The organism is Methylobacterium sp. 10, assembly GCF_000519085.1.
Taxonomy (GTDB): domain Bacteria; phylum Pseudomonadota; class Alphaproteobacteria; order Rhizobiales; family Beijerinckiaceae; genus Methylobacterium.
Window position 1 is genome coordinate 2,778,623 of sequence record NZ_KI912577.1, and the last position, 22,670, is coordinate 2,801,292.

The window sequence follows — 22,670 nt, forward strand, 5'->3', positions numbered from 1 at the left end:
TCCTGCCACGGGCCGACCGGGCCGCATCGCGGGGTCGGGGACATCGTTGAACTGTGAGGCTGGAGGCGGACACCGCACCTCAGGAGGTGAGCGTGCGGCCGTCGCGTCTGACAATTCAGATGGAAGCCGGGGAGGACTTTTTCAAGAATTCTCCCCGGTCCGTTTCGGCGGCTAACCTCGGCCGCCGAGTCGCACCCTCAGGCGCTGACGCTCGCCGGAACGTCCTTGTTGCGGTCGCCATGGATGTAGAGGGGGCGCGACTTGCCCTCCACCACTTCCGGACCGATCACCACCTGCTCCACGGATTCGAGGCCGGGCAGGTCGTACATCGTCTCGAGCAGGATCGTCTCGAGGATCGAGCGCAGGCCACGGGCGCCGGTCTTCCGCTCGATGGCCTTGCGGGCCACCATGGAGAGCGCCTCGTCCTGGAAGGTCAGGTCGACATTCTCCATCTCGAACAAGCGCTGGTACTGCTTGACGAGCGCGTTCTTCGGCTCCTGCAGGATGCGCTTGAGCGCGATCTCGTCGAGGTCCTCCAGCGTCGCCAGCACGGGCAGGCGGCCGACGAATTCCGGGATCAGGCCGAACTTCAGCAGATCCTCGGGCTCGACATTGCGGAAGATCTCGCCGGTGCGGCGGTCGTCCGGAGCCTGAACGGTGGCGCCGAAACCGATCGAGGTGCCCTTGCCGCGCGCCGAGATGATCCGCTCCAGCCCGGCGAACGCGCCGCCGCAGATGAAGAGGATGTTGGTGGTGTCGACCTGCAGGAATTCCTGCTGCGGGTGCTTGCGGCCGCCCTGGGGAGGCACGGAGGCGACGGTGCCTTCCATGATCTTGAGGAGGGCCTGCTGCACGCCTTCGCCCGACACGTCGCGGGTGATCGACGGGTTGTCGGATTTCCGCGAGATCTTGTCGATCTCGTCGATGTAGACGATGCCGCGCTGCGCCCGCTCGACGTTGTAATCCGATGCCTGGAGCAGCTTGAGGATGATGTTCTCTACGTCCTCGCCGACATAGCCGGCCTCGGTGAGCGTCGTCGCATCGGCCATGGTGAAGGGCACGTCGAGGATGCGGGCCAGGGTCTGCGCGAGCAGCGTCTTGCCCGAACCGGTCGGCCCGATCAGCATGATGTTCGACTTCGCCAGCTCGACGTCGTTGTGCTTCGAGGCGTGGGCGAGACGCTTGTAATGGTTGTGGACCGCGACGGAGAGGACCTTCTTCGCGAAATCCTGGCCGATGACGTAATCGTCCAGGACGCGGCGGATCTCCTTCGGCGTGGGCACGCCGTCGCGCGATTTCACCAGGGAGGACTTCGATTCCTCACGGATGATGTCCATGCACAGTTCGACACACTCGTCGCAGATGAACACCGTCGGGCCCGCGATCAGCTTGCGGACCTCGTGCTGGCTCTTGCCGCAAAACGAGCAGTACAGCGTGCTCTTCGAGTCGTTGCCGCCAGTCTTGCTCATGTCGGTCTCCGTTCGCGGGTGCGACGCCAGCCCCGGGGCGCACGCGCATCTTTTAAGATCTAAGGGCGCCCGCCTAAAGAAACAGTCACCTGCGCGCTTTCTGCCGGTAGGTCAGACTCGCGATGCAAGCATGCTGCCGCGACGGGATCAAGGCAAAGCCGCACATACGGCCCGCCTCTAAAGGACGCGCCGGGGCCGCCAGGCGGCCCCGGCGCGGTCGAGATCAGGCGGCGGCCGGCTCGGGACGCTTCTGGATCACTTCGTCGATCAGGCCGAATTCCTTGGCCGCGTCGGCGGTCATGAAATTGTCGCGCTCGAGGGCCTGCACGATGGTGTCGTAGTCGCGCCCGGTATGCTTCACGTAGATCTCGTTGAGGCGCTTCTTCAGCGCTTCGATCTCGCGGGCATGGATCAGGATGTCCGTCGCCTGGCCCTGGAACCCGCCGGAGGGCTGGTGGACCATGATGCGGGCGTTCGGAAGGGCGAAACGGTGGCCGGGCTCGCCGGCGGTGAGCAGCAGAGATCCCATCGAGGCGGCCTGGCCGACGCAGAGGGTCGTCACCGGGCAGCGGATGAACTGCATCGTGTCGTAGATCGACAGGCCCGAGGTCACCACGCCACCGGGCGAGTTGATGTAGAAGGAGATTTCCTTCTTCGGGTTCTCGGCTTCGAGGAACAGCAGCTGCGCCACGATCAGCGAGGCGCCGTAATCCTCGACCGGGCCGGTGAGGAAGATGATCCGCTCACGCAGCAGGCGGGAATAGATGTCGAACGCGCGCTCGCCGCGGCTCGACTGCTCGACCACCATGGGAACGAGTGCGCTGTTATAGTAGTCGACCGGATCTCTCATCATTCTCGTGCCCCAGGCTTCAAGGGGTCCGGCCGCGCGAATCGCGCGCGGGCCGGACGTGTCAGCGAACTACGGCGGCGGTGAACGCCGCCTTTACATCCAAGCCCGCCGCCCTTTTGGGAGCCTCGAGCTCAATCGGCCTTGGCGACGGCCGGCAGATCGTCGCCCGAAGGAGCCTGGGATTCGTCCGCCTTCGACTCCGTCGATTCGGCGCTGGCCGCATCGGCATCCTCGTCGGCGAACAAAGCATCCTTCGAGACGGGCTCTTCGACCAGCTTCACCTGGGCGAGGACATGGTCGACGACCTTCTCCTCGAACAGGGGTGCGCGAAGCTCGGCCAGGGCCTGTGCGTTCTTCCGGTAGAAGTCCCAGACCTGCTGCTCCTGTCCGGGATATTGCCGGACACGGGCGATCAGGGCCTGGTTCACCTCGTCGTCGCTGACCTTGATATCGGCGGTCTCGCCCACCTGCGCAAGCACCAAGCCGAGACGGACGCGGCGCTCGGCGATCTTGCGGTACTCGGCCGTGGCCTTTTCCTCGGTGGTTCCCTCGTCCTCGAAGGTCTTGCCGCGGGTTTTCAGGTCCTGCTCGACCTGGGCCCACACGGCGGCGAATTCCTGGTGGACGAGGCTCGGGGGCAGATCGAAGGCGTATTTGCCGTCGAGGGCGTCGAGGAGCTCCTTCTTGAGCTTGCGGCGCGACTGGGCCTCGAAATCGCCGCCGAGGGCGCCGGCGACGGCCTCCTTCAGCTTCTCCAGCGATTCCATGCCGAAGCCCTTGGCGAGCTCGTCGTCGATCTTGCTCTCGCCCGGAGCCTGGATCGCCGTGACGGTCACGTCGAACTCGGCGTCCTTGCCGGCCAGGTGCTCGGCACCGTAGGCCTCGGGGAAGGTCGACTTCACCACCAGCGACTGGCCGACCTTGGCGCCGACCAGCTGGTCCTCGAAGCCGGGGATGAACGAGCCCGAACCGAGCTCCAGATCGACACCCTCGCCCTTGCCGCCGTCGAACTCGACGCCGTCGATCTTGCCGACGAAGTCGATGGTGACGCGGTCGCCGGTGGCGGCCTCGGCACCCTCGTCCTTCGGGGTGAAGGCGCGGTTGGAGGAGGCCATGCGGTTGATGGCCTCGTCGACCTCCTCGTCGCTGGGCTTGGCGACCTGCTTCGTCAGGGTGACGTCGGACAGGTCGGCGAGCTCGAAGCTCGGCAGGATTTCGAGGGCGACGTTGAAGGAGACGTCGTCCTTGGCGGACAGCGCCCGGTCGACGATCGAGGCCTCGCCGGGGAATTCGATCTTCGGCTCGAGGGCAAGCTTGAGGTTGTTGTCGGCGACGATCTTCTGGTTGGCCTCGTTGACCGCGTTCTGCAGCACGTCGGCCATCACCGAGCGGCCGTAGAGCTTGCGCAGATGGGCCACCGGCACCTTGCCGGGGCGGAAGCCCTTGATCTGGGCCTTGTCCTTGAGGGTGGACAGCTCGGTCGTCAGGCGCTCTTCGAGCTCCTTGGCGGCCAGAAGCACCTGGAACTCGCGCTTCAGACCCTGGGAGAGTGTCTCGGTCACCTGCATCGTCGTCTTCCCGCTGTCGTCCGTGTGATCGGTCAAAAAATCTCGCGTGGCGCCGCCGTCAGGGCGTGACACCACAGGCGGCGTTTGACGAAGCGCGCCCGACCGGAGGCCGACTCCGAGCGGCAGAGCGGGCCGGCCATCGCTGTGAGCCAATCCGTTCCCGACGGCGGAGGCTGGTGCGGGCGGAGGGGCTCGAACCCCCACGTCTTGCGACACTGGAACCTAAATCCAGCGCGTCTACCAGTTCCGCCACGCCCGCAAGCGCCAACGCCCGGCGCGCCTTTTCAGCCGCCAGAGCGCGGTCCTATAGCATGCGCGCGCAAGTCCGCAGCAAAAAAATCAGGCGCCGGCCATCGGGGGCGCGGCGGTGGTTGGCGCCGCGCCGGACCGCCGTCTACAAGCAGGCCGGCGGGGCGGATGCGCCCGCCCGTCCGTCGACTCCCGTCCGAGGTGATATGCCGAGTTCCGACCCGAAGAATGGCCGTCCCCCCTCGGAGACAGGCAGTCTGTCCCGCCGGTCCCTGATCAGCCGGGCGGCGGCCCTCGGTCTTGCCGGACCGGCTCTCATCCCGCGCGCCGAGGCGCAGACGGGCTCTGGCAAAGCCGTCCCCAAGCCGGCGCCCGCACCGGTCAAGCCGGCAGAATCCTTATCGGAACCGCGCCCGCTCATCGCCGCGCCGGGAACGAACCGCCTGAAACCTGAGCCGGCGGCCGAGACGCCGGTCTGGACCTTCGACGGCACAGCGAGACTCCCCGTCATCCGTGCCAAGCTCGGCGATACCGTCCGCCTGCGCGTCGAGAACAAGACGGACAAGCCGCTCTCCCTGCATTGGCACGGGGTGCGCAACCAGAACGCCATGGACGGCGTCGGCGGCGTGACCCAGCCGCCGATCGCGCCGGGGACGGACTTCACCTACGCCTTCGTCCCGCCGGATGCGGGCACGTTCCTGATACGCCCCCTCGTCGTGGGCGGTTCGAGCGAACCGTCGGGGCGCGGCCTCGCCGGTGCGCTGGTTGTCGAGGAGACCGCGCCGCCGTCCCTCGACCAGGACCTCGCGCTGCTGATGCAGGATTGGCGGCTGGAGGAGAACGGCACGCTGATGCCGTTCGGGCAGGCCGCCTTCGCCGCGGCCTCCGGGCGCCTCGGCAACCTCGTCACCATCAACGGCAAGCCGGTGCCGGAAGCGATCGAGGTCCGTCCGGGATCGCGCATCCGCCTGCGGCTCGGCAATGTCTGCAACGCGCGGGGGACCCGCATCCGGTTCGAGGGCGCCAAGGTCTACGTGGTGGCGGTGGACGGCCAGCCCACCGACACGTTCGAGCCTCTGCGCGCGACGCTGCCCTTCCCCCCCGGCACCCGCTACGACCTGATGCTCGACATGCCGGCGGAGGCCGGCGCCGGCGTCACCGTCAACGCCCTCATCGGCAACGGCCTCGTCCTGGCGACCCTCACCGCCAAGGGCCAGCCGGTGACGGAGAAGCGCCCGCCGATCGCGCCGGTGGGCGAGAACAAGCTCCTGCCCGCCGAGGTCAAGCTCCAGAACGCCGTGCGCCGCGACATCGCGATCACCGGCGGCGCCAAACTCGACAAGGACAAGCCCAGCGCCGAACCGGCCTATTCGGGCGATCCGAACCGGGTCTGGGCCATCAACGGCATCACGGGTGCCTCCGGCGTCGCTCCCTCCTTCACGGTGAAGCGCGGCCAGGTGGTGGTCCTCGCGATCCGGAACGACACCGCCTTCCCGCAGGCCCTGCACCTCCACGGCCACGCCTTCCGGCTGCTTCACCCCCTGGACGACGGCTGGGAGCCCTATTGGCTCGACACGTTCCAGCTGCTCGAAGGGCGCACGGCCCGGATCGCCTTCAAGGCGGACAATCCGGGCCGCTGGGTCATCGGCTCCACGGTGCTGGAGCGGTTCGATACCGGGTTGTGGACGAGCTTCGAAGTGACCTGAGGGGAGGGGGGCCGCTCGCCGCGGCCGCCGCCGAGCTGCTTGGAGCCTGTTCGAGGTGTTTCCCCAAGACTTTACCTCATCCTGACGCGCCGCGTAGCGGCCTCGAAGGAGGGCTCCAGGGATCGCAGTGGGTTCTGGAGTGCTCCCTCAAAGCCCTTTGCATGGGCATAAAGGGCACCTCAGGATGAGGAGGTCTGACCGGATGATCGACTTCGGCATGACCATCCGCCGAGGCATCCGATCCGGCGGACCCTCAGGCCCCGAACAGGAAGAGCTCGTTTTGGACGTCACGGACATCGTCGACGTTCGTGTCGTACAGGATGATCTTGTTCCCGGCCTCCACGCCCTTGAACGTCACCAGCGTATGGCGGCCGCCGCTCATGGAGCTGAGCACGATATCGCTTGCATCGACACCGGCGATGTCGACGGCGATGTGATCGGCGTTCAGATCGAGGCCATAGAGCTTGTCGCGGCCGAAATCGTCCCCGAAGTGGAAGCTGTCGGCACCGATGCCGCCGAAGAGCTTATCGCCGCCGCTTCCGCCGTCGATCGTATCCCCACCCTTGCCGGCCCTGATCGTATCGCTGCCCGACGTGCCGACGATCTCGACGGCGTGGCCCGAGGTCGATTGCGAGACGATCTTGCTCCCGGCCAGCACGTTGGACATATCGAGATGGGTGTCGTTGCGGACATACACGGCCTCGATGCCGGAGAGCCTCGTCTCGATGAGGCTGACGGTGCCGCCCCCCATCGCGATGAGAAAGTCCTTGTCGTCGCCACCGCTGACGTAGAGGGGCGTCGAAGACACGACGATCCGGTCGTCACCGCCTCTCCCGGCGAAGTCGTCCTCGCCGCCATTGCCGCGAAGTGTGTTCTTGCCATCGTCTCCGACCAGCGAATCGTCGAAAGCACTCCCGATCAGGTTTTCGATGCCGGAGAGTAGGTCTCCGAGGGCATCGCCTTCATAGCCGACCAGCGCTTCCAGACTGGCGTAGATCCTGCCGGTGGCATGCTCGTAGCTCGCCGTGTCGATACCCAGGCCGCCCTCGATCGTATCTCCGCCCTCGCCGCCTTCCAGCACGTCGTTTCCGCTTCCCCCCTTCAGGGTGTCGAAGCTGGAGCCGGACCGCAGGATATCGCCGAAATCACCGCCCTCCAGATAGACCGCGGCCGTGTTGTCCGACATATCGGCCGAGACCGAGTATTCGGTCCCGGTGATCGCGTATCCGGGAACCCCGCCCTCGTCCCTGTTCGCGTCGGTGAAATACGCTCCACCCCGGCTAAGGTCCAAATAGTTATTGAAGATAAATCTATTGTATGTCAGGGGGCCAAATGCATGAATATCAGTCGGTCCGCTCGAATCATCAGACCCATAACCACCCACTGTTACGGTGTTTGAGATATCGTAATCATCGTTATGCGTGAATGAAAAGGTCGGCATGCCGCATTTCCGAAAACAGAAGTTTTGGTCTCGCCATTTTTAGTACAGATCCATTGATAAATCACTCGAATTTCCGATAGTTTCCTCCACAGCGGGACGGCGCGGCCCATCGATCCGGACGCGCCGGATCGTTCTCCACGCCCTTCCCGAGGCGGTCGGCCGTCACCGCAGGCCGGAGAGAACCTTCGGCATCATCTCCGGCAGATCCTCGGCGATGAGGCCCGGCCCGTGCCGCAACCCGGCATCGCCGTGGAGCCACACCGCCGCGCAGGCGGCCTCGAAGGCCGGCATGCCCTGCGCCAGCAGACCGGCGACGAGACCGGCCAGAACGTCGCCGGAACCGGCGGTTCCGAGATAGGGCGTGGCGTGGTCGTTGATGACGGCGCGTCCGTCGGGCGCGGCGACGACGGTATCGGCGCCCTTGAGCACCACCACCGCCCGGACGATGGACGCCGCCCTCAGCGTCCGTTCGAGCTTGCTCGCCTCCGGGTCGACGGCATCGGTACCGGCGAAGAGGCGGGCGAACTCGCCGGAATGCGGGGTCAGCACTGCCTGCCCGCCGCCATCCGCGACGAGGCTCGCCAACTGATCGACCTCGCCCTTGAAGCTCGTGAGCGCGTCGGCGTCGAGGACGAGGCTTCGCCCGACCCCCGCCGCCACGGCGACGCGCTCGCGCGTCGCCTCGCCGCTCCCGAGGCCTGGCCCGGCGAGGATCACGTTCAGGCGCTCGTCCACCAGGAGATCGTCGAGGTCGTCGGCCGTCTCGCAGGGCGTCAGCATGATCGCGGTGAGATGCGCGGCGTTCTCCGCCATCGCGGCGGCGGGGGAGGCCACGGTGACGAGGCCGGCGCCGACCCGCAACGCCGCGCGGGCGGCGAGGCGGATCGCCCCGGTCTTGAAGGCCGGGCCGGACAGGGCCACGACATGGCCTCTGGTATATTTGTGGCTGATCGCGTCGAGCCTCGGGAAGGCGCCGCCCCAGAGATCGGGCCCGTTGCGCCAGACCGTCGGTGTGCCGGCCAGCCCCTGTTCGAGGGCGGCGTCGCCGATGCCGATATCGGCGACGTGGAGATGGCCGCAATGGTCGCGGCCCGGCTGCAGCAGATGGCCGGGCTTGAGCGCGACGAAGGTCACCGTCTCGTGTGCCCTCAGCGCGACCCCGCGCAAAGCTCCGGTATCGCCGTCGATCCCGCTCGGAACGTCGACGGCGAGGACGGGAACGCTGTTCGCCGCGACCCGCTCGACCAGGGTCTTCGCGGCGCCGTCGAGGTCGCGGGACAGGCCCGCCCCGAACAGGGCGTCGACGACGAGGGCGGCGCCAACCGGATCGGCCTCGGTGAGGACGAGCCCCTGCCAGTCCGCCGCCGCCAGGGCGGCATCACCCGTCAGGCTCTCCACCGGCACGGTGCAGACGAGGTCGACGGCGTAGCCGTTCCGTTCGAGGAGGCGGGCGGCGACGAAACCGTCCCCGCCGTTGTTGCCGGGTCCGCAGAGGACCAGGATCCGCGAGGACGCAGGTACCATCGCGGCGGCCCTGGCGGCTACGACGGCACCCGCCCGGCGCATCAGTTCGATCCCCGGAACGCCCGCCGCGATCGCGGCTTCATCCATTCTTCGCATCGCGTCGACGGTGATCAGACGGTGTGACGGCATTGCGAACTTTCGTCTTGTCTCGTGTGACCATGCCTGCGCACCACTCATGCCGCGCCGCTATTTCAGGCGCAAAGCAGTCATGGCTGAAACGATTTGCATTCAATGCCTACCGAATAGGCATTTTAACGCCCGTCCCGGGGAAAACGGCGTGGCGAAGGCCGAGCCGCGATGGTAGGAAAAGGGCCCGGAGCAGCATTCAGGTCAGGCCCGTTCGGCATGAAGAAGATCGAAGCGATCATCAAGCCATTCAAGCTGGACGAGGTGAAGGAGGCCCTTCAAGAGGTCGGCCTTCAGGGCATCACCGTGATCGAAGCCAAGGGGTTCGGCCGGCAGAAGGGCCATACCGAGCTCTATCGCGGCGCCGAATACGTGGTCGACTTCCTGCCCAAGGTGAAGCTCGAGATCGTCCTGTCCGACGCCCTGGTGGAGGGTGCCGTCGAAGCTATCCGCAAGTCGGCCCAGACCGGGCGCATCGGCGACGGCAAGATCTTCGTCTCGACCATCGAGGAAGCCATCCGCATCCGCACGGGCGAGACCGGCACCGACGCCATCTGACGCGGGGCCTCGGCCGGTCCACGGCGAGGGTCGAGCGACAAGGGTCGAGCGATACGACGGGATGCGAAGGCATCGACCTGTCACGATCCGGCCGCGCACGGCTCTAGCCTCGCGCCGCACCAGAAGCTAAGTCCCTTCGCGCACGCCCCTTCCCAATCCGCGGCACGCCACCGCGTGGTGCGGCAAAACCACGGCCGAAACAGGCCGAGCCTCGAAGGAGACACAGGGATGGCAAAGACCGCCGATCAGGTCCTCAAGGACATCAAGGACAACGACGTCAAGTACGTCGATTTCCGCTTCACCGATCCCCGGGGAAAGTGGCAGCACGTCACGTTCGACGTGTCCCTCGTCGATGAGGAAATCTTTGCCGAAGGCACGATGTTCGACGGCTCGTCGATCGCCGGCTGGAAGGCGATCAACGAATCCGACATGCTGCTGATGCCCGACCCGGCGACCGCCTGCATGGACCCGTTCTTCTCGGCCTCCACCATGTCGATCGTCTGCGACGTGCTCGAGCCCTCGTCGGGCCTGCCGTATTCGCGCGATCCGCGCAGCACCGCCAAGCTCGCCGAGGCCTTCCTCAAGTCCACCGGCATCGGCGACACGATCTATGTCGGCCCCGAGGCCGAGTTCTTCGTGTTCGACGACGTGAAGTTCGGCTCCGACCCGTACCATACCGGCTTCCAGCTCGATTCGGTGGAACTGCCCACCAACGGCTTCACCGATTACGAGGGCGGCAACCTCGGCCACCGCGTCGCCACCAAGGGCGGCTACTTCCCCGTGCCGCCGCAGGATTCGGCGCAGGACATGCGCGGCGAGATGCTGGCCGCCATGCAGTCCATGGGCGTCAAGGTCGAGAAGCACCACCACGAGGTCGCCTCCGCCCAGCACGAGCTCGGCATGAAGTTCGACACGCTGACCCTGCTCGCCGACCACATGCAGATCTACAAATACGCGATCCACAACGTGGCCCAGAGCTACGGCAAGACCGCGACCTTCATGCCCAAGCCCGTCTACGGCGACAACGGCTCGGGCATGCACGTGCACCAGTCGATCTGGAAGGACGGCAAGCCGATCTTCGCCGGCGACAAGTACGCCGATCTCAGCCAGGAATGCCTCTGGTACATCGGCGGCATCATCAAGCACGCCAAGGCGCTCAACGCCTTCACCAACCCGTCCACCAACTCCTACAAGCGCCTGGTGCCGGGCTACGAGGCCCCCGTGCTGCTGGCCTATTCGGCCCGCAACCGTTCGGCCTCCTGTCGTATCCCGTGGACGACGAACCCGAAGGCCAAGCGCGTCGAGGTCCGCTTCCCCGACCCGATGGCCAACCCCTACCTCGCCTTCTCGGCCCTGCTGATGGCCGGCCTCGACGGCATCATCAACAAGATCGATCCGGGCCCGGCCATGGACAAGGATCTCTACGACCTGCCCCCGCGCGAGTTGAAGAAGATCCCCACCGTCTGCGGCAGCCTGCGTGAGGCGCTGACCAACCTCGACCGCGACCGCGGCTTCCTCAAGGCCGGCGGCGTGTTCTCGGACGACCAGATCGACTCCTTCATCGAACTGAAGATGGCGGAAGTGATGCGCTACGAGATGACCCCGCATCCGGTCGAGTTCACGATGTACTACTCGCTCTGAGACGAGCCGGCCGGGCGGTCTCGCCCGGCCTTTTGAACGATTCGCGACGCCGGGGCCTCGAAAGGGGCTCCGGCGTTTCGCGTTTCAGTCGCTGAAAGTCTGTTTCATCGGATTTCTCAGCGGACCCGTATGACAAAGTCGGTCAGACGAACAATGTACTGTGTCGGCGCGGTTATTGCTCATGATGCGATTTCCACTTGAGGATACGGCATCATCACTGCATATCCGCGAAACGACGGAAGTTGACATGCAGGCCTCCCCGGAATTTCTGAAGTTCGGCAGCCTACGATAGTCACACATTTCGCGGGATGCGCGGCTCTCCTCCCCCTTGTGGGGAGGAGTTGGAGGTGGGGGTGGCCCCGCCAGCCTCCGCAGCTTGAGGGTCGCCCAACCACCCCCACTCCTAACCTCTCCCCACAAGGGGGAGAGGGACGCGCTCCGCCTGAAAGAACAGAGGTGTGAATCCCGTCGGTCAAAAACTCCGCGTCGGGCGGTCGAGGACGCTGCGTCCCATCAGGCTGGCGGCGAGGTCCGTCATCAGGATCGCGGTGCGGCCGCGCTCGTCGAGGAAGGGGTTGAGCTCCACGAGGTCGAGGCTGCGGACGAGGCCGCTGTCGTGCAGCATCTCCATGGCGAGATGCGCCTCGCGGAACGTGGCGCCGCCCGGAACCGTGGTGCCCACGCCCGGCGCGATGCCCGGATCGAGGAAATCCACGTCGAGGCTCACATGCAGCCAGCCGCCGGCGGCGGCCACGCGGTCGAGGAACGCCTTCAGCAGGATGCCGATGCCGAATTCGTCGATGGCGCGCATGTCGTGCACGGTGATCCCCGCCTCGCGGATCGTCCGCCGTTCCGCCGGATCGACGCTGCGCAGGCCGATCATGCAGACATTCTGCGGTTTCACCGGCGCGACCGGCGGCGGCAGGTAGGGGCCGAACCCCTCGAGGCCGAGGGCATAGGCCATCGGCACGCCGTGGAGGTTGCCGCTCGTCGTGGTCTCCAGGGTGTGGAGATCGGGATGCGCGTCGAGCCAGAGCACGTACAGCTCGCGCCCCTCCTCGGCCGCCCGCCGGCTCATGCCCGAGATCGTACCGGCCGAGAGGCTGTGATCGCCGCCGAGGAAGATCGGCAGGCCCTCGCCCCCGGCCCGATAGGCGGCTTCGGCCAGCGCGGCCGTCCAGCGCGCGAAATCGGACAGGTTGGTCACGCTCGGATTGGGATGGGCGACGGCCACGCCGGGGGGCGGGGCGATGTTCCCGCGATCCTCCACGACGAGGCCGAGGGCGGTGAGGGCGCCGCCGAGTCCGGCCGCCCGGTAGGCGCTCGGCCCCATGTCGCAGCCCAGGCGGCTCGTGCCCTCCTGGACCGGCACGCCAATGAGGATGCAGCGTTTCTCGTCCATGGGTTCGCTCTCCGATCCGCCGGCAGCATAGGGCCCGCGCACGACACCTGTGAGGCACCGGCCGGCGGATCTTTACGGCGCCGCAGGATCGGGACCAGCCCGGCCCTTCGCCCGAAGGAGCATCCCGAACAGGTCGCGCGGATCATCCGGGTCCGCCAGCAGATCGAGATCCTCGAAGAAGCCGGTGCCGGCCAGCACCGAGCGGAGGTATCGCAGGGCGGAGAAATCCTCGACCGCGAAGCCGACGGAATCGAACAGCGTGATCTGCCTCTCGTCCCGCCGCCCCGGCACCTCGCCGGCGATGACCCGCCAGAGTTCGGTGACGGGATGATCGGCGGGCAATTGCTGGATCTCGCCTTCGAGCCGGGTCTGGGGTGCGTATTCCACGACGATCTCCGAACGGCGGAGGATGTCGGGGTGGAGCTCCGTCTTGCCGGGGCAATCCCCGCCGACGGCGTTGATGTGGATGCCGGGGCCGACGAGGTTGTCGGTGAGGATGGTGGCGCATTGCTTGTCCGCCGTCGCCGTGGTGACGATGTCGGCGCCCTCCACCGCCTCGGCGGTACTCGCACAGACCTGGATCCGGAAGCCGAACCCACGGAGATTGCGCTCGCATTTGGCGCTCGCCGCCGGGTCGATGTCGTGGAGCCGCAGGGAATCGATCCCGATCAGCGCCTTGAAGGCCAGGGCCTGGAACTCGGCCTGGGCACCGTTCCCGATGATCGCCATGGTCCGCGCGCCCTTCGGGGCGAGGTATTTCGCGGCCACCGCCGACATGGCGGCGGTGCGCAGAGCCGTGAGGATCGTCATCTCCGTGAGCAGCATCGGGTAGCCGTTGCCCACATCGGCGAGCACGCCGAAGGCCGCCACGGTCTGGCGCCCGCTATGGGCGTTCTTCGGGTGTCCGTTGACGTATTTGAAGCCGTAGGTGGTGCCGTCGCTGGTGGGCATGAGTTCGATGACGCCGTCTGTACTGTGGGAGGCCAGGCGCGGCTGCTTGTCGAACAGGTGCCAGCGCCGGAAATCCGCCTCGATCGTGGCGGCCAGTTCCCGGAGGAACCGCTCGACGCCGATGGCGAGGACGAGCCGCATCATGTTGTCGACGCTGACGAAGGGAACGACATTCAGTTTGTCCGACATGACGCCTCGTTCTCCCGTACGGTTTCGCGCCGATCATAGGCACAAGGAGTGCCCGCGCGAGGCGGCATGGCGCTTGCTGCCGGTATGAGGGCAACATGATCGGCACCTCTCGTCCCGGTCGCCGTGGGGTCGCGTCGTGATGGGGTCGTCGGTCGGATCGGACGAAGGGCGGAGCGACTGGCGCCGGGCGGTGCTGCGGCGGAAACCCGTATCCCCCTCGACACAGGATACCGATGCCGGAGCCCGCCCCCTCGAACGCTCCATCGGCCTGTTCCGTTTGGTCATGTTGGGCGTCGGCGCCACGGTGGGCACCGGCATCTTCGTGATCCTGAACGCGGCGGTGCCCGAGGCCGGCCCCGCCATCCTGGTCTCGTTCCTGCTGGCCGCCGTCACGGCGGGACTCACGGCGCTCTGCTACGCGGAGCTGGCCTCTGCCCTGCCGCTCTCGGGCTCGTCCTATTCCTATGCCTATGCGACGCTCGGCGAACTCGCGGCCTTCCTCGTCGGCGCCTGCCTCCTCCTCGAATACGCGGTCGCCGCCTCGGCCATCGCCGTCGGATGGGGCCAGTATCTCAACGAGGTCTTCGGAGCGCTCATCGGCTGGACCATGCCGGATTCGATCAGCCAGCCCCCCGGCCGGGGCGGCTACGTCAACCTGCCGGCGGTCATCCTCATCGGCCTGTGCGCCCTGCTGCTCCTGCGCGGTGCGGCCGAATCGACCGCGATCAACGCGGTTCTCGTGGTCCTGAAGCTCGCGGTGCTGGTGTTCTTCGCCGTCATCGCCCTCACGGCGTTCGAGCCGGCGAACCTCACGCCCTTCGCACCGTTCGGCTGGGCCGGCATCGGCACCGCCGCCTCGACGATCTTCTTCTCCTATATCGGCCTCGACACGATCTCCACGGCGAGCGAGGAGGTGCGCGACCCGGCCCGGACGCTGCCCCTCGGCATCCTCCTCTCCCTCGTCATCGTCACGGCGATCTACCTCCTCGTCGCCGTCGCGGGGGTCGGCGCTCAGCCCTGGACGCTCTTTGCCGGGCAGGATGCCGGGCTGGCAGTGATCCTGCGGACCGTCACCGGGACGGCGTGGCCGGCGCTCGTCCTGTCGATCGGGGCTGTCATCTCCATCTTCTCGGTGACCCTGGTGACGATGTATGGCCAGACCCGGATCCTCTTCGCCATGAGCCGCGACGGGCTGCTGCCGGCACTGTTCCAGCGGGTGGACCGGCGCAGCCGAAGCCCGAACGCCAACACCCTGGTGGTGGCGCTCTTCGTCGCCGCGCTGGCGGCCCTCGTCCCCCTCGACGTGCTCGCCAACCTCACCAGCATGGGTACCCTCGTGGCCTTCACGGCGGTCTCCCTCGGCGTCGTCATCCTGCGACGGACGCGGCCCGACCTCCCACGAGGATTTCGCGTGCCGTTCTACCCGCTCGTCCCACTCGCGAGCCTCGCCTGCTGCCTCATGCTCATCGCGGCGCTGCCACGGGACACCTACCTGCTCTTCGCGATCTGGATCGGCGTCGCCCTGGTGATCTACACCGCCTATTCCCGGCGTCATTCGCAACTGGCGCGCGCCTGAAGCGGCACGGACGATCGTTTCGCTCTATAGGATGGGCCGCCAGGCCTTGCACCGCCGCTCGGCGGCTTCCAGGTGATGTCGGCTGTTCCTCAAGCGGATCGAACGCGACGATGCCCCGATTCTTCTTTCACACCCATATCGGCCGGGAGGTCATCGCCGATCCCACCGGCACGGAATTGCGCGACGCCGACCATGCCTGGGAAGTCGCCCGCGACACGATCCAGGCGACGATGGCCGAATCGGAGGCCCAGGCGCGCCTGATGGGAGCCATCCTGGTGGTCACCGACGAATCCGGCGAAACCATCCTCGAATTCCCGTTCTCCGAGGTCGTCACCCTCGCGCCGGACGAGCCGGCTCCGACCGTGCATTGAGACGCCCCGGCGCGTCACCGGGTCTTGGGGGCCTCGCCCTCCACCGCCACGGCCTGCCTGATCGCCGCCAGCAGGGCGCCTTCGAACAGCAGGGCGGAGCCGTAATGGAAGTCGAGGTCGAAGGGGCGCCGCGAATTCATGGAGAGCGAGGCGCTCTGCATCGCCACGAGACGGCCCGACAGGTCGAACAGGCCTGAGCCCGAGCCGCCGAAACCGTCGTTGCAATTGTGCCGGGCACGGCGGATGTCGTCCTCCGTCGGCGGGTCGATCTGATGGATCGCGCAGGTCTCGGTGCTGCTCGGCCCGCGATAATTCTCATGCCCGCCCGGTGAGACCATCACCACGGGGATCTCCGCGATGCCCGTGGCCAGCGTCGGCGCGTCGGGGACGGGCTGCGGCGGCGGGCCGACCACCGCCTCCGTGAGGTCGATCAAGGCCCAGTCGTCGGTGATGTGCAGGGCCTTGGCGTCGGGCGCCGCGCCGAGGCGCAGGCTCGCCGGCACGAAGCCGTAGTTCCGCCCGCCGATCTGGAAGAAGCAATCCTCCACCTCCCGCGTCACCTCCATGCGGCGGTTGCGGAAATTGTGCGCGTTCATCACCACGAGGCGCGGCGACCCCACGAGCCAGGCGGCGGCCGCCTTCTGCGGGATGCCGTCCGGCCGGCGATGGCAGAACAGGACACCCGCGCCGGGATAGCGGGTGATGTCGGCACCCGTGAGATCGCGGCGCCCGTCATGCGGATACAGGGCGGCCATGCGCAGCTCGTCCGCCGATGCGGCAGCCGACGCCATGGCGGCGAGCCCGGCCAGCGCCAGTCTTCGCATCGTCCGGGACCAGGCGTGGCGTCTCGGGCATTCGGCTGCGACAAGGGTCATCTGGGCTGTGAACCGATGCTGATGCTGCGCCATCGCCGCTCGATCCGGGGGAGGAGGGCGGTTCGGAACGTGACGGCCTCGCCCGCAGGGCAGGGCCTCCGCGAAACCTGCTCAGTCCGGCGGGTCCTTCTTCACGGACACGCACATCTTCACCGCCGATTCCAGCTTGATCTCGCCCGGATTGCCGATATTCGCCGTCTCTTCCAGGCAGCGGATGAAGTAGTTCTTGTCGAGCTCAGCGTTCAGGCTGGAGAAGGCCTTGCCCATGCGCGTGGCGAAATCGATCTTCTCGTCCGTGGAGGCACGCGGCCAGCGCGACACCTTGTCGTCCATGGTCAGCCGTGCCGCATTGGCAATCGATGGCAGGACAATCAGGCAAATCACGAGCGCAGTTGTTCTTCTGATCATCGGCATGTCTCGTTTTGTTTCCTACCCACTCTTAGTTTAGCGCTGGTCCACACTGAGTAAAGCGCAGGTTCGGGGGTACAGGACGCTTTTCCTGATGCGACACGGTGCGAAAATCTTGCGCATCGTGACCAGGGCGGCATCCGCGCCCGGCGCGTCTCGGTCGCCGATCCCGGGATCGCGCCACCGCGCGGACCGCGTCCACTGAGCCGACTAAGTCATTCGATCCGCAAGGAAAGATCGGCCGTTCACCTCTGTCGTATTCCGATAAATCCCGCTCGGCTCGACCCAGAATAGCTGCATAAAGGCATGGAGCAAGTTGCCAGATTGTCCTGTAAAAAAAGGTTGAAGTGGCTAAAGACATCAGGCAAAGCAAATGATTATATAGCTAGCCGATGGATCAGTAATAAGTCTTTTATAAGAGCGGCCAGCGTCAGGTTATTCTTATAAATACGTTCATAATAACGATCGACTGACTGTTTGCTGAACCGGCAAAAGCAATGGCCGCGGCCGATCCGCAGGGGTCGAGCACGTAGCATGAAGGGCAGGAGACGCAGAATGAACAGGTTACTGAATTCAGTCTCGGTGCTGGCCGTCTTGGCCCTGGCACCGATCGGACTGTCAGGGATCGCCTCAGCCAACGACAAGCTCATCGATCTGTCGAACAGCGATGAAAACTGGGTGATGCCGGGCAAGAACTACGACTCGGACAACTACAGCAAGCTCAAGCAGATCAACACGACGAACGTGAAGGACCTCAAGGTCTCGTGGACGTTCTCGACCGGCCTGCTCAACGGCCACGAGGGCGCGCCCGTCGTCGTCGACAACAAGATGTACATCCACACCTCCTTCCCGAACAACACCTTCGCCCTCGGTCTCGACGATCCGGGCAAGATCCTCTGGCAGGACAAGCCGAAGCAGAACCCGGCCGCCCGCGCCGTCGCCTGCTGCGATCTCGTCAACCGCGGTCTGGCCTACTGGCCCGGCGACGGAAAGACCCCGTCCCTGATCCTCAAGACGCTGCTCGACGGCAACGTCATGGCGCTCAACGCCGAGACCGGCGAGACGGTGTGGAAGGTCGAGAATTCCGACATCAAGGTCGGCTCCACCCTGACGATCGCCCCCTACGTGGTGAAGGACAAGGTCATCATCGGCTCCTCGGGCGCCGAGCTCGGCGTGCGCGGCTACCTCACCGCCTACGACGTGAAGACCGGTTCCCAGGTCTGGCGCGCCTACGCGACCGGTCCGGACAAGGACCTGCTGCTGGCCTCCGACTTCAACATCAAGAACCCCCATTACGGCCAGAAGAACCTCGGCACCTCCACCTGGGAGGGCGATGCCTGGAAGATCGGCGGCGGCACCAACTGGGGCTGGTACGCCTACGATCCCGGCACCAACCTGATCTACTTCGGCACCGGCAACCCGGCGCCGTGGAACGAAACCATGCGTCCCGGCGACAACAAGTGGACGATGACCATCTTCGGCCGCGACGCCGATACGGGTGAAGCCAAGTTCGGCTACCAGAAGACCCCGCACGACGAGTGGGATTACGCCGGCGTCAACGTGATGATGCTGTCGAACCAGAAGGACAAGGACGGCAAGGACCGCAAGCTCCTGACCCATCCGGACCGTAACGGTATCGTCTATACCCTCGACCGGACGGACGGCTCGCTCGTCTCGGCCAACAAGATCGACGACACGGTCAACGTGTTCAAGTCCGTCGATCTGAAGACCGGCCAGCCGGTGCGCGATCCCGAATACGGCACCCGCATGGACCACCTCGCCAAGGACATCTGTCCCTCGGCGATGGGCTACCACAACCAGGGCCACGATTCCTACGATCCGGAGCGCAAGCTCTTCTTCATGGGCATCAACCACATCTGCATGGATTGGGAGCCCTTCATGCTTCCCTACCGTGCCGGTCAGTTCTTCGTCGGCGCCACTCTGAACATGTATCCCGGCCCGAAGGGCGATCGCCAGAACTACGAAGGTCTGGGCCAGATCAAGGGCTACAACGCCATCACCGGCGAGTTCAAATGGGAGAAGATGGAGCGCTTCGCCGTGTGGGGCGGAACGACGGCGACCGCCGGCGGTCTCGTGTTCTACGGAACGCTGGACGGCTACATCAAGGCGCGCAACTCGGACAACGGAGACCTGCTCTGGAAGTTCAAGATGCCGTCCGGCGCCATCGGCTACCCGATCACCTACACCCACAAGGGTGACCAGTACGTCGCCATCTACTACGGCGTCGGCGGCTGGCCGGGTGTCGGCCTCGTGTTCGACCTCCAGGATCCGACGGCCGGTCTCGGCGCGGTCGGCGCCTTCAAGAAGCTCGCCAACTACACCCAGATGGGCGGCGGCGTGATGGTGTTCTCGCTCAACGGCAAGGGTCCCTACGACGATCCGAGCGTCGGCGAGTACCAGACGGCTGCCAAGTAAGACGTAAGTCTTCTCGCATCCAAGGTAGCCCCGCCGGCCTACGGGTCCGGCGGGGTCACCGCGACACGGAACCTCGCGCGAGAGGGCACGCCATGCCCCGATCGTCGAGAGATCCCGGACCGTGACTCTTCTCCGCACGTCTTCGTCCTCGCAGCGAGGCGCGTCCGGCACCGGCAATCCGCACAAGAATTCATCCAAGAATTCGACGCCCCATTTCAGGAAACGGAAACGCTCCATGTCGTTCGCCACCGGACGCCGCACGTCGGCGCTCTCCGCAGCAGCCCTCTCCGCGGCCGCCCTCCTGGCCCTCGGCGGCGTATCCGTCGCCCAGACCGGCACGCCCGCAGCGAGCGCACCATCGGACGACACCGTCCTCCGGGTCTGCGCCGCCAACCAGCCGCCGCTCTCGATGAAGGACGGGACCGGGCTCGAGAACCGCATCGTCTCCGCCGTCGCCGAGGCCATGGGCCGCAAGGCGCAGTTCGTCTGGTCCGACAAGGCGGCGATCTATCTCGTGCGCGACAGCCTCGACAAGAAGCTGTGCGACGTGGTGGTCGGCCTCGACAGCGACGACCAGCGCGTACTCGCCACGAAGCCCTATTACCGCAGCGGCTATGTCTTCATCACCCGCGCCGACAGGGACCTCGACATCAAGTCCTGGTCGGACCCGCGGCTTAAGACGATCGACCACATGGTCGTCGGATTCGGCACGCCCGGTGAGGCGATGCTGAAGGATATCGGCCGCTACGAGGAGGACATGGCCTACCTCTATTCGCTGGTGAACTTCCGCGCGGCCCGCAACACCTACACCCAGATCGATCCGGCCCGGATGGTCAGCGAAGTCGTCGCCAACAAGGCCGACGTCGCCGTGGCCTTCGCCCCCGACGTCGCCCGCTACGTCAAGGATTCGAGCCAGCCCCTGCGGATGACCCTCGTGCCCGACGATACGGTGCGCAGCGACGGCCAGAAGATGCCGCAGAGCTTCGACCAGTCCATGGGCGTCCGGCGAGACGACCAGGCCCTGAAGACCGCGCTCGATGCCGCGATCACCAAGGCTCGACCGCAGATCGAGGCGATCCTGCGCCAGGACGGCGTGCCCGTCACCCCCGTCTCCAACTGACCTTCCACCCCGTCCCGCGTCGCCGGTGCGCTGAGCGCCGGTACGCCCACCTCGGCCGCAAGTCCGGGGATCAACAGAGCAAATTCATGCGTCATACGAACCGTGCCGTCGCCGCCTTCCTCGCCCTTGGACTCACCTCCATCGGCGTCGCGGCCCTGGCCCAGCCGAATGCCGGCCCGTCGACGGGAATTACCTTCCGCAACACCGTCACCGGTGAGGAACTCAATACTTCCGAGGGCAAGGAGGGCGGGCGCGACACTCCGGCCGTCAAGGAATTCTTCCAGACCGGCAAGAACCTTTACATCGACGACAAGTCCTGCCTGCGCAACGGCGAGTCGCTGTTCTCGACGTCGTGCTCGGGATGTCACGGGCATCTCGCCGAAGGCAAGCTCGGCCCCGGCCTCAACGACAATTACTGGACCTATCCGTCCAACACCGAGGATACGGGCCTGTTCGCCACCATCTTCGGCGGCGCCAACGGCATGATGGGTCCTCACAACGAGAACCTGACGCCCGACGAGATGCTGCAGACGATCGCCTGGATCCGGCATCTCTATACCGGTCCGGTCAAGGACGCCGTCTGGCTCAACGACGAGCAGAAGAAGAAATACACGCCCTACAAGCAGGGCGAGACCTTCCCCAAGGACGCTCCGGGCCAGTGCCCACCGCTGGAGTAGCGGTCTTGGGAAGTCACGGCGCGCGAGGATGCCTCGCGCGGTGAGCGAGAAGCGGCGAACGCCGTAACAATCAAAACCAGAGGAGACGACCATGCGGACACTCATCACGGCTCTCGCAATCGGTGCGGGCGCGCTGCTCGCCGTTCCCGCGCTCGCCTATGACGGCACCAAGTGCAAGGCCGCCGGCAATTGCTGGGAGCCGAAGCCCGGCTTCCCCGAGAAGATCGCCGGCTCGAAGTACGACCCGAAGCACGACCCGAAGGAACTCTCCAAGCAGGCCGACTCCATCAAGCAAATGGAAGAGCGTAACGCCAAGCGCATCGAGGCCGCCAAGAAGACCGGCAAGTTCGAATACGACGTCACCAAGTTGTCCGCCAACTGACGTCGTCGGCCGCCCCTCGTCCGGGCGGCCCTCACGGTGACCGCGATCCCCATGGCGCCTGGACCGCTCCGTCCGGGATCGCGGCCGCTGTCCTCAAAGGCAAACCCCATGAACGACATCCGCTCCGGCGACGCGATGCTCACCGATTGGCGCGAGGCGGCCGGCCGTTTCGAACGCGCGGTCCGCGGCGCCGTGGTGGGCCAGGACCGTGCCATCCGGCTTCTCACCATCGCCCTCTTCGCCCGCGGCCATGTGCTTCTGGAAGGCGATGTCGGCGTCGGCAAGACCACCCTGCTGCGCGCCGTGGCGCGGGCCCTCGGCGGCGCCTACGAGCGCATCGAGGGCACGGTGGACATGATGCCGTCGGACCTCATCTATCACACCTACCTCGCCGATGACGGCCGCCCCCGTGTCGAGCCCGGCCCGGTGCTGCGTCAGTCCGAAGACCTGTCGATCTTCTTCTTCAACGAGATCAACCGCGCCCGTCCGCAGGTCCACTCGCTCCTGCTCCGCCTCATGGCCGAGCGCAGCCTGACCGCGTTCAACCGCGAGTACCGCTTCCCCAATCTCCAGGTCTTCGCCGACCGCAACCGCGTCGAGCGCGAGGAGACCTTCGAGCTTCCGGCCGCCGCCCGCGACCGCTTCCTGATGGAGATCGGCCTCGAAGCGCCGCGGGATGCCGAGGCACGCCGCGCCCTCGTTTTCAATCCGCGCTTCCACGACACCGACGCCCTCATCGCCGGCATCGATGGCGGCGTCCTCGATCACGCGGCCATGGCCGGGATCGGCGCGGCGATCCAGCACGGCATCCAGGCGAGCCCGGCCATCGAGGCCTATGTCGTCGCTCTGTGGGAGGCCCTGGTCCGCCCGCACGAGGCCGGCATCCGCCTGTCCGGCATCGACATGTCGGCGCTGATCCAGGGCGGGGCCTCGCCGCGCGGCGTCGCCTTCCTCGTTCGGGCCGCCCGCGTCCGCGCGTGGCTCGAGGGTCGCGACTGGCTCGTGCCCGAGGACATCCGCGCGATCTTTCCCGAGGTGATGGCGCATCGCGTTTTCCTCGAGCCGATCTACGAGATGCGCCGCGGCACCATCGTGCCCGAGCTCTGCCGCGCCGTGTTCGACACCGTGCCCGCCCCGTGACGGCGCCCGAG

Annotated in this window: 19 protein-coding genes and 1 tRNA gene; 10 read left to right on the forward strand and 10 right to left on the reverse strand. The window is 66.2% G+C overall.

Annotated elements, in window-relative coordinates; translation table 11 throughout:
• Positions 1 to 197 precede the first annotated feature (197 nt).
• The 4 genes from clpX to K368_RS0112875 form a co-directional block, all read right to left on the reverse strand.
• Entirely contained in the window at positions 198 to 1,469 is a 1,272-nt protein-coding gene (gene clpX / locus K368_RS0112860; protein ID WP_027172759.1) for an ATP-dependent Clp protease ATP-binding subunit ClpX, read from the reverse strand.
• A gap of 223 nt (positions 1,470 to 1,692) precedes the next feature.
• Positions 1,693 to 2,319: an ATP-dependent Clp protease proteolytic subunit gene (locus K368_RS0112865; protein WP_026176059.1), complete on the reverse strand. Its 627-nt coding sequence runs from the start codon at positions 2,317 to 2,319 to the stop codon at positions 1,693 to 1,695.
• A gap of 131 nt (positions 2,320 to 2,450) precedes the next feature.
• Positions 2,451 to 3,887: a trigger factor gene (gene tig / locus K368_RS0112870; RefSeq protein ID WP_027172760.1), complete on the reverse strand. Its 1,437-nt coding sequence runs from the start codon at positions 3,885 to 3,887 to the stop codon at positions 2,451 to 2,453.
• Positions 3,888 to 4,061: 174 nt separating this feature from the next.
• Positions 4,062 to 4,146, reverse strand: a tRNA-Leu gene (locus K368_RS0112875).
• A gap of 196 nt (positions 4,147 to 4,342) precedes the next feature.
• Between K368_RS0112875 and K368_RS0112880 the strand changes: the two genes are divergently transcribed.
• A complete protein-coding gene (locus K368_RS0112880) occupies positions 4,343 to 5,842 on the forward strand; it encodes a multicopper oxidase family protein (protein WP_027172761.1) in 1,500 nt (499 codons plus the stop codon).
• Positions 5,843 to 6,095: 253 nt separating this feature from the next.
• On the opposite strand, the gene K368_RS24615 is transcribed toward K368_RS0112880, so the two are convergent.
• Both K368_RS24615 and K368_RS0112890 read right to left on the reverse strand, forming a co-directional pair.
• Positions 6,096 to 7,133: a calcium-binding protein gene (locus K368_RS24615; protein ID WP_245259572.1), complete on the reverse strand. Its 1,038-nt coding sequence runs from the start codon at positions 7,131 to 7,133 to the stop codon at positions 6,096 to 6,098.
• Between the two features lie 312 nt (positions 7,134 to 7,445).
• Entirely contained in the window at positions 7,446 to 8,936 is a 1,491-nt protein-coding gene (locus K368_RS0112890; protein WP_027172763.1) for an NAD(P)H-hydrate dehydratase, read from the reverse strand.
• Positions 8,937 to 9,152: 216 nt separating this feature from the next.
• Here K368_RS0112890 and K368_RS0112895 point away from each other — a divergent pair, with 216 nt between their 5' ends.
• Both K368_RS0112895 and glnA read left to right on the forward strand, forming a co-directional pair.
• A complete protein-coding gene (locus tag K368_RS0112895; protein WP_003600526.1) occupies positions 9,153 to 9,491 on the forward strand; it encodes a P-II family nitrogen regulator in 339 nt (112 codons plus the stop codon).
• 228 nt (positions 9,492 to 9,719) lie between these two features.
• Positions 9,720 to 11,132, forward strand: coding sequence for a type I glutamate--ammonia ligase (gene glnA / locus K368_RS0112900; RefSeq protein WP_027172764.1), 1,413 nt, complete (start codon positions 9,720 to 9,722; stop codon positions 11,130 to 11,132).
• A gap of 472 nt (positions 11,133 to 11,604) precedes the next feature.
• Here glnA and rocF read toward each other — a convergent pair whose 3' ends face one another.
• Both rocF and K368_RS0112910 read right to left on the reverse strand, forming a co-directional pair.
• Positions 11,605 to 12,534 carry an arginase gene (rocF, locus tag K368_RS0112905; protein ID WP_027172765.1) on the reverse strand — a complete coding sequence of 310 codons (930 nt, stop codon included), beginning with the start codon at positions 12,532 to 12,534 and terminating at the stop codon, positions 11,605 to 11,607.
• Between the two features lie 72 nt (positions 12,535 to 12,606).
• Positions 12,607 to 13,674: an ornithine cyclodeaminase gene (locus tag K368_RS0112910; RefSeq protein WP_027172766.1), complete on the reverse strand. Its 1,068-nt coding sequence runs from the start codon at positions 13,672 to 13,674 to the stop codon at positions 12,607 to 12,609.
• A gap of 139 nt (positions 13,675 to 13,813) precedes the next feature.
• Between K368_RS0112910 and K368_RS0112915 the strand changes: the two genes are divergently transcribed.
• Together K368_RS0112915 and K368_RS0112920 are read left to right on the forward strand one after the other, a co-directional pair.
• Entirely contained in the window at positions 13,814 to 15,250 is a 1,437-nt protein-coding gene (locus K368_RS0112915) for an amino acid permease (protein WP_027172767.1), read from the forward strand.
• A 110-nt stretch (positions 15,251 to 15,360) separates the two neighbouring features.
• Positions 15,361 to 15,621: a hypothetical protein gene (locus K368_RS0112920; RefSeq protein ID WP_027172768.1), complete on the forward strand. Its 261-nt coding sequence runs from the start codon at positions 15,361 to 15,363 to the stop codon at positions 15,619 to 15,621.
• A gap of 14 nt (positions 15,622 to 15,635) precedes the next feature.
• Here K368_RS0112920 and K368_RS0112925 read toward each other — a convergent pair whose 3' ends face one another.
• Positions 15,636 to 16,412 (reverse strand): serine protease, encoded by a 777-nt coding sequence (locus K368_RS0112925; protein ID WP_245259684.1) that lies wholly within the window; start codon positions 16,410 to 16,412, stop codon positions 15,636 to 15,638.
• A 195-nt stretch (positions 16,413 to 16,607) separates the two neighbouring features.
• Positions 16,608 to 16,910 carry a hypothetical protein gene (locus tag K368_RS0112930; protein ID WP_227437372.1) on the reverse strand — a complete coding sequence of 101 codons (303 nt, stop codon included), beginning with the start codon at positions 16,908 to 16,910 and terminating at the stop codon, positions 16,608 to 16,610.
• Positions 16,911 to 17,459: 549 nt separating this feature from the next.
• On the opposite strand from K368_RS0112930, the gene K368_RS0112935 reads away from it, so the two are divergent.
• From K368_RS0112935 to K368_RS0112955, 5 genes are all read left to right on the forward strand, one after another.
• On the forward strand, positions 17,460 to 19,340 hold the full coding sequence (locus tag K368_RS0112935) for a methanol/ethanol family PQQ-dependent dehydrogenase (RefSeq protein ID WP_027172771.1): 1,881 nt from the start codon (positions 17,460 to 17,462) through the stop codon (positions 19,338 to 19,340).
• A 235-nt stretch (positions 19,341 to 19,575) separates the two neighbouring features.
• A complete protein-coding gene (moxJ, locus tag K368_RS0112940; RefSeq protein ID WP_027172772.1) occupies positions 19,576 to 20,460 on the forward strand; it encodes a methanol oxidation system protein MoxJ in 885 nt (294 codons plus the stop codon).
• A gap of 86 nt (positions 20,461 to 20,546) precedes the next feature.
• Positions 20,547 to 21,137 carry a cytochrome c(L), periplasmic gene (gene moxG / locus K368_RS0112945; protein ID WP_027172773.1) on the forward strand — a complete coding sequence of 197 codons (591 nt, stop codon included), beginning with the start codon at positions 20,547 to 20,549 and terminating at the stop codon, positions 21,135 to 21,137.
• 91 nt (positions 21,138 to 21,228) lie between these two features.
• Positions 21,229 to 21,519 (forward strand): methanol dehydrogenase [cytochrome c] subunit, encoded by a 291-nt coding sequence (locus tag K368_RS0112950; protein WP_027172774.1) that lies wholly within the window; start codon positions 21,229 to 21,231, stop codon positions 21,517 to 21,519.
• A 108-nt stretch (positions 21,520 to 21,627) separates the two neighbouring features.
• A complete protein-coding gene (locus K368_RS0112955; protein ID WP_027172775.1) occupies positions 21,628 to 22,659 on the forward strand; it encodes a MoxR family ATPase in 1,032 nt (343 codons plus the stop codon).
• The last annotated feature ends 11 nt before the right edge of the window (positions 22,660 to 22,670 follow it).

Coding starts and splice junctions, on each gene's coding strand:
- clpX (WP_027172759.1), bottom strand. CDS start 1,469: ATGAGCAAGACTGGCGGCAACGACTCGAAGAGCACGCTGTACTGCTCG.
- K368_RS0112865 (WP_026176059.1), bottom strand. CDS start 2,319: ATGAGAGATCCGGTCGACTACTATAACAGCGCACTCGTTCCCATGGTG.
- tig (WP_027172760.1), bottom strand. CDS start 3,887: ATGCAGGTGACCGAGACACTCTCCCAGGGTCTGAAGCGCGAGTTCCAG.
- K368_RS0112880 (WP_027172761.1), top strand. CDS start 4,343: ATGCCGAGTTCCGACCCGAAGAATGGCCGTCCCCCCTCGGAGACAGGC.
- K368_RS0112890 (WP_027172763.1), bottom strand. CDS start 8,936: ATGCCGTCACACCGTCTGATCACCGTCGACGCGATGCGAAGAATGGAT.
- K368_RS0112895 (WP_003600526.1), top strand. CDS start 9,153: ATGAAGAAGATCGAAGCGATCATCAAGCCATTCAAGCTGGACGAGGTG.
- glnA (WP_027172764.1), top strand. CDS start 9,720: ATGGCAAAGACCGCCGATCAGGTCCTCAAGGACATCAAGGACAACGAC.
- rocF (WP_027172765.1), bottom strand. CDS start 12,534: ATGGACGAGAAACGCTGCATCCTCATTGGCGTGCCGGTCCAGGAGGGC.
- K368_RS0112910 (WP_027172766.1), bottom strand. CDS start 13,674: ATGTCGGACAAACTGAATGTCGTTCCCTTCGTCAGCGTCGACAACATG.
- K368_RS0112915 (WP_027172767.1), top strand. CDS start 13,814: ATGGGGTCGTCGGTCGGATCGGACGAAGGGCGGAGCGACTGGCGCCGG.
- K368_RS0112920 (WP_027172768.1), top strand. CDS start 15,361: ATGCCCCGATTCTTCTTTCACACCCATATCGGCCGGGAGGTCATCGCC.
- K368_RS0112925 (WP_245259684.1), bottom strand. CDS start 16,412: ATGGCGTCGGCTGCCGCATCGGCGGACGAGCTGCGCATGGCCGCCCTG.
- K368_RS0112930 (WP_227437372.1), bottom strand. CDS start 16,910: ATGCCGATGATCAGAAGAACAACTGCGCTCGTGATTTGCCTGATTGTC.
- K368_RS0112935 (WP_027172771.1), top strand. CDS start 17,460: ATGAACAGGTTACTGAATTCAGTCTCGGTGCTGGCCGTCTTGGCCCTG.
- moxJ (WP_027172772.1), top strand. CDS start 19,576: ATGTCGTTCGCCACCGGACGCCGCACGTCGGCGCTCTCCGCAGCAGCC.
- moxG (WP_027172773.1), top strand. CDS start 20,547: ATGCGTCATACGAACCGTGCCGTCGCCGCCTTCCTCGCCCTTGGACTC.
- K368_RS0112950 (WP_027172774.1), top strand. CDS start 21,229: ATGCGGACACTCATCACGGCTCTCGCAATCGGTGCGGGCGCGCTGCTC.
- K368_RS0112955 (WP_027172775.1), top strand. CDS start 21,628: ATGAACGACATCCGCTCCGGCGACGCGATGCTCACCGATTGGCGCGAG.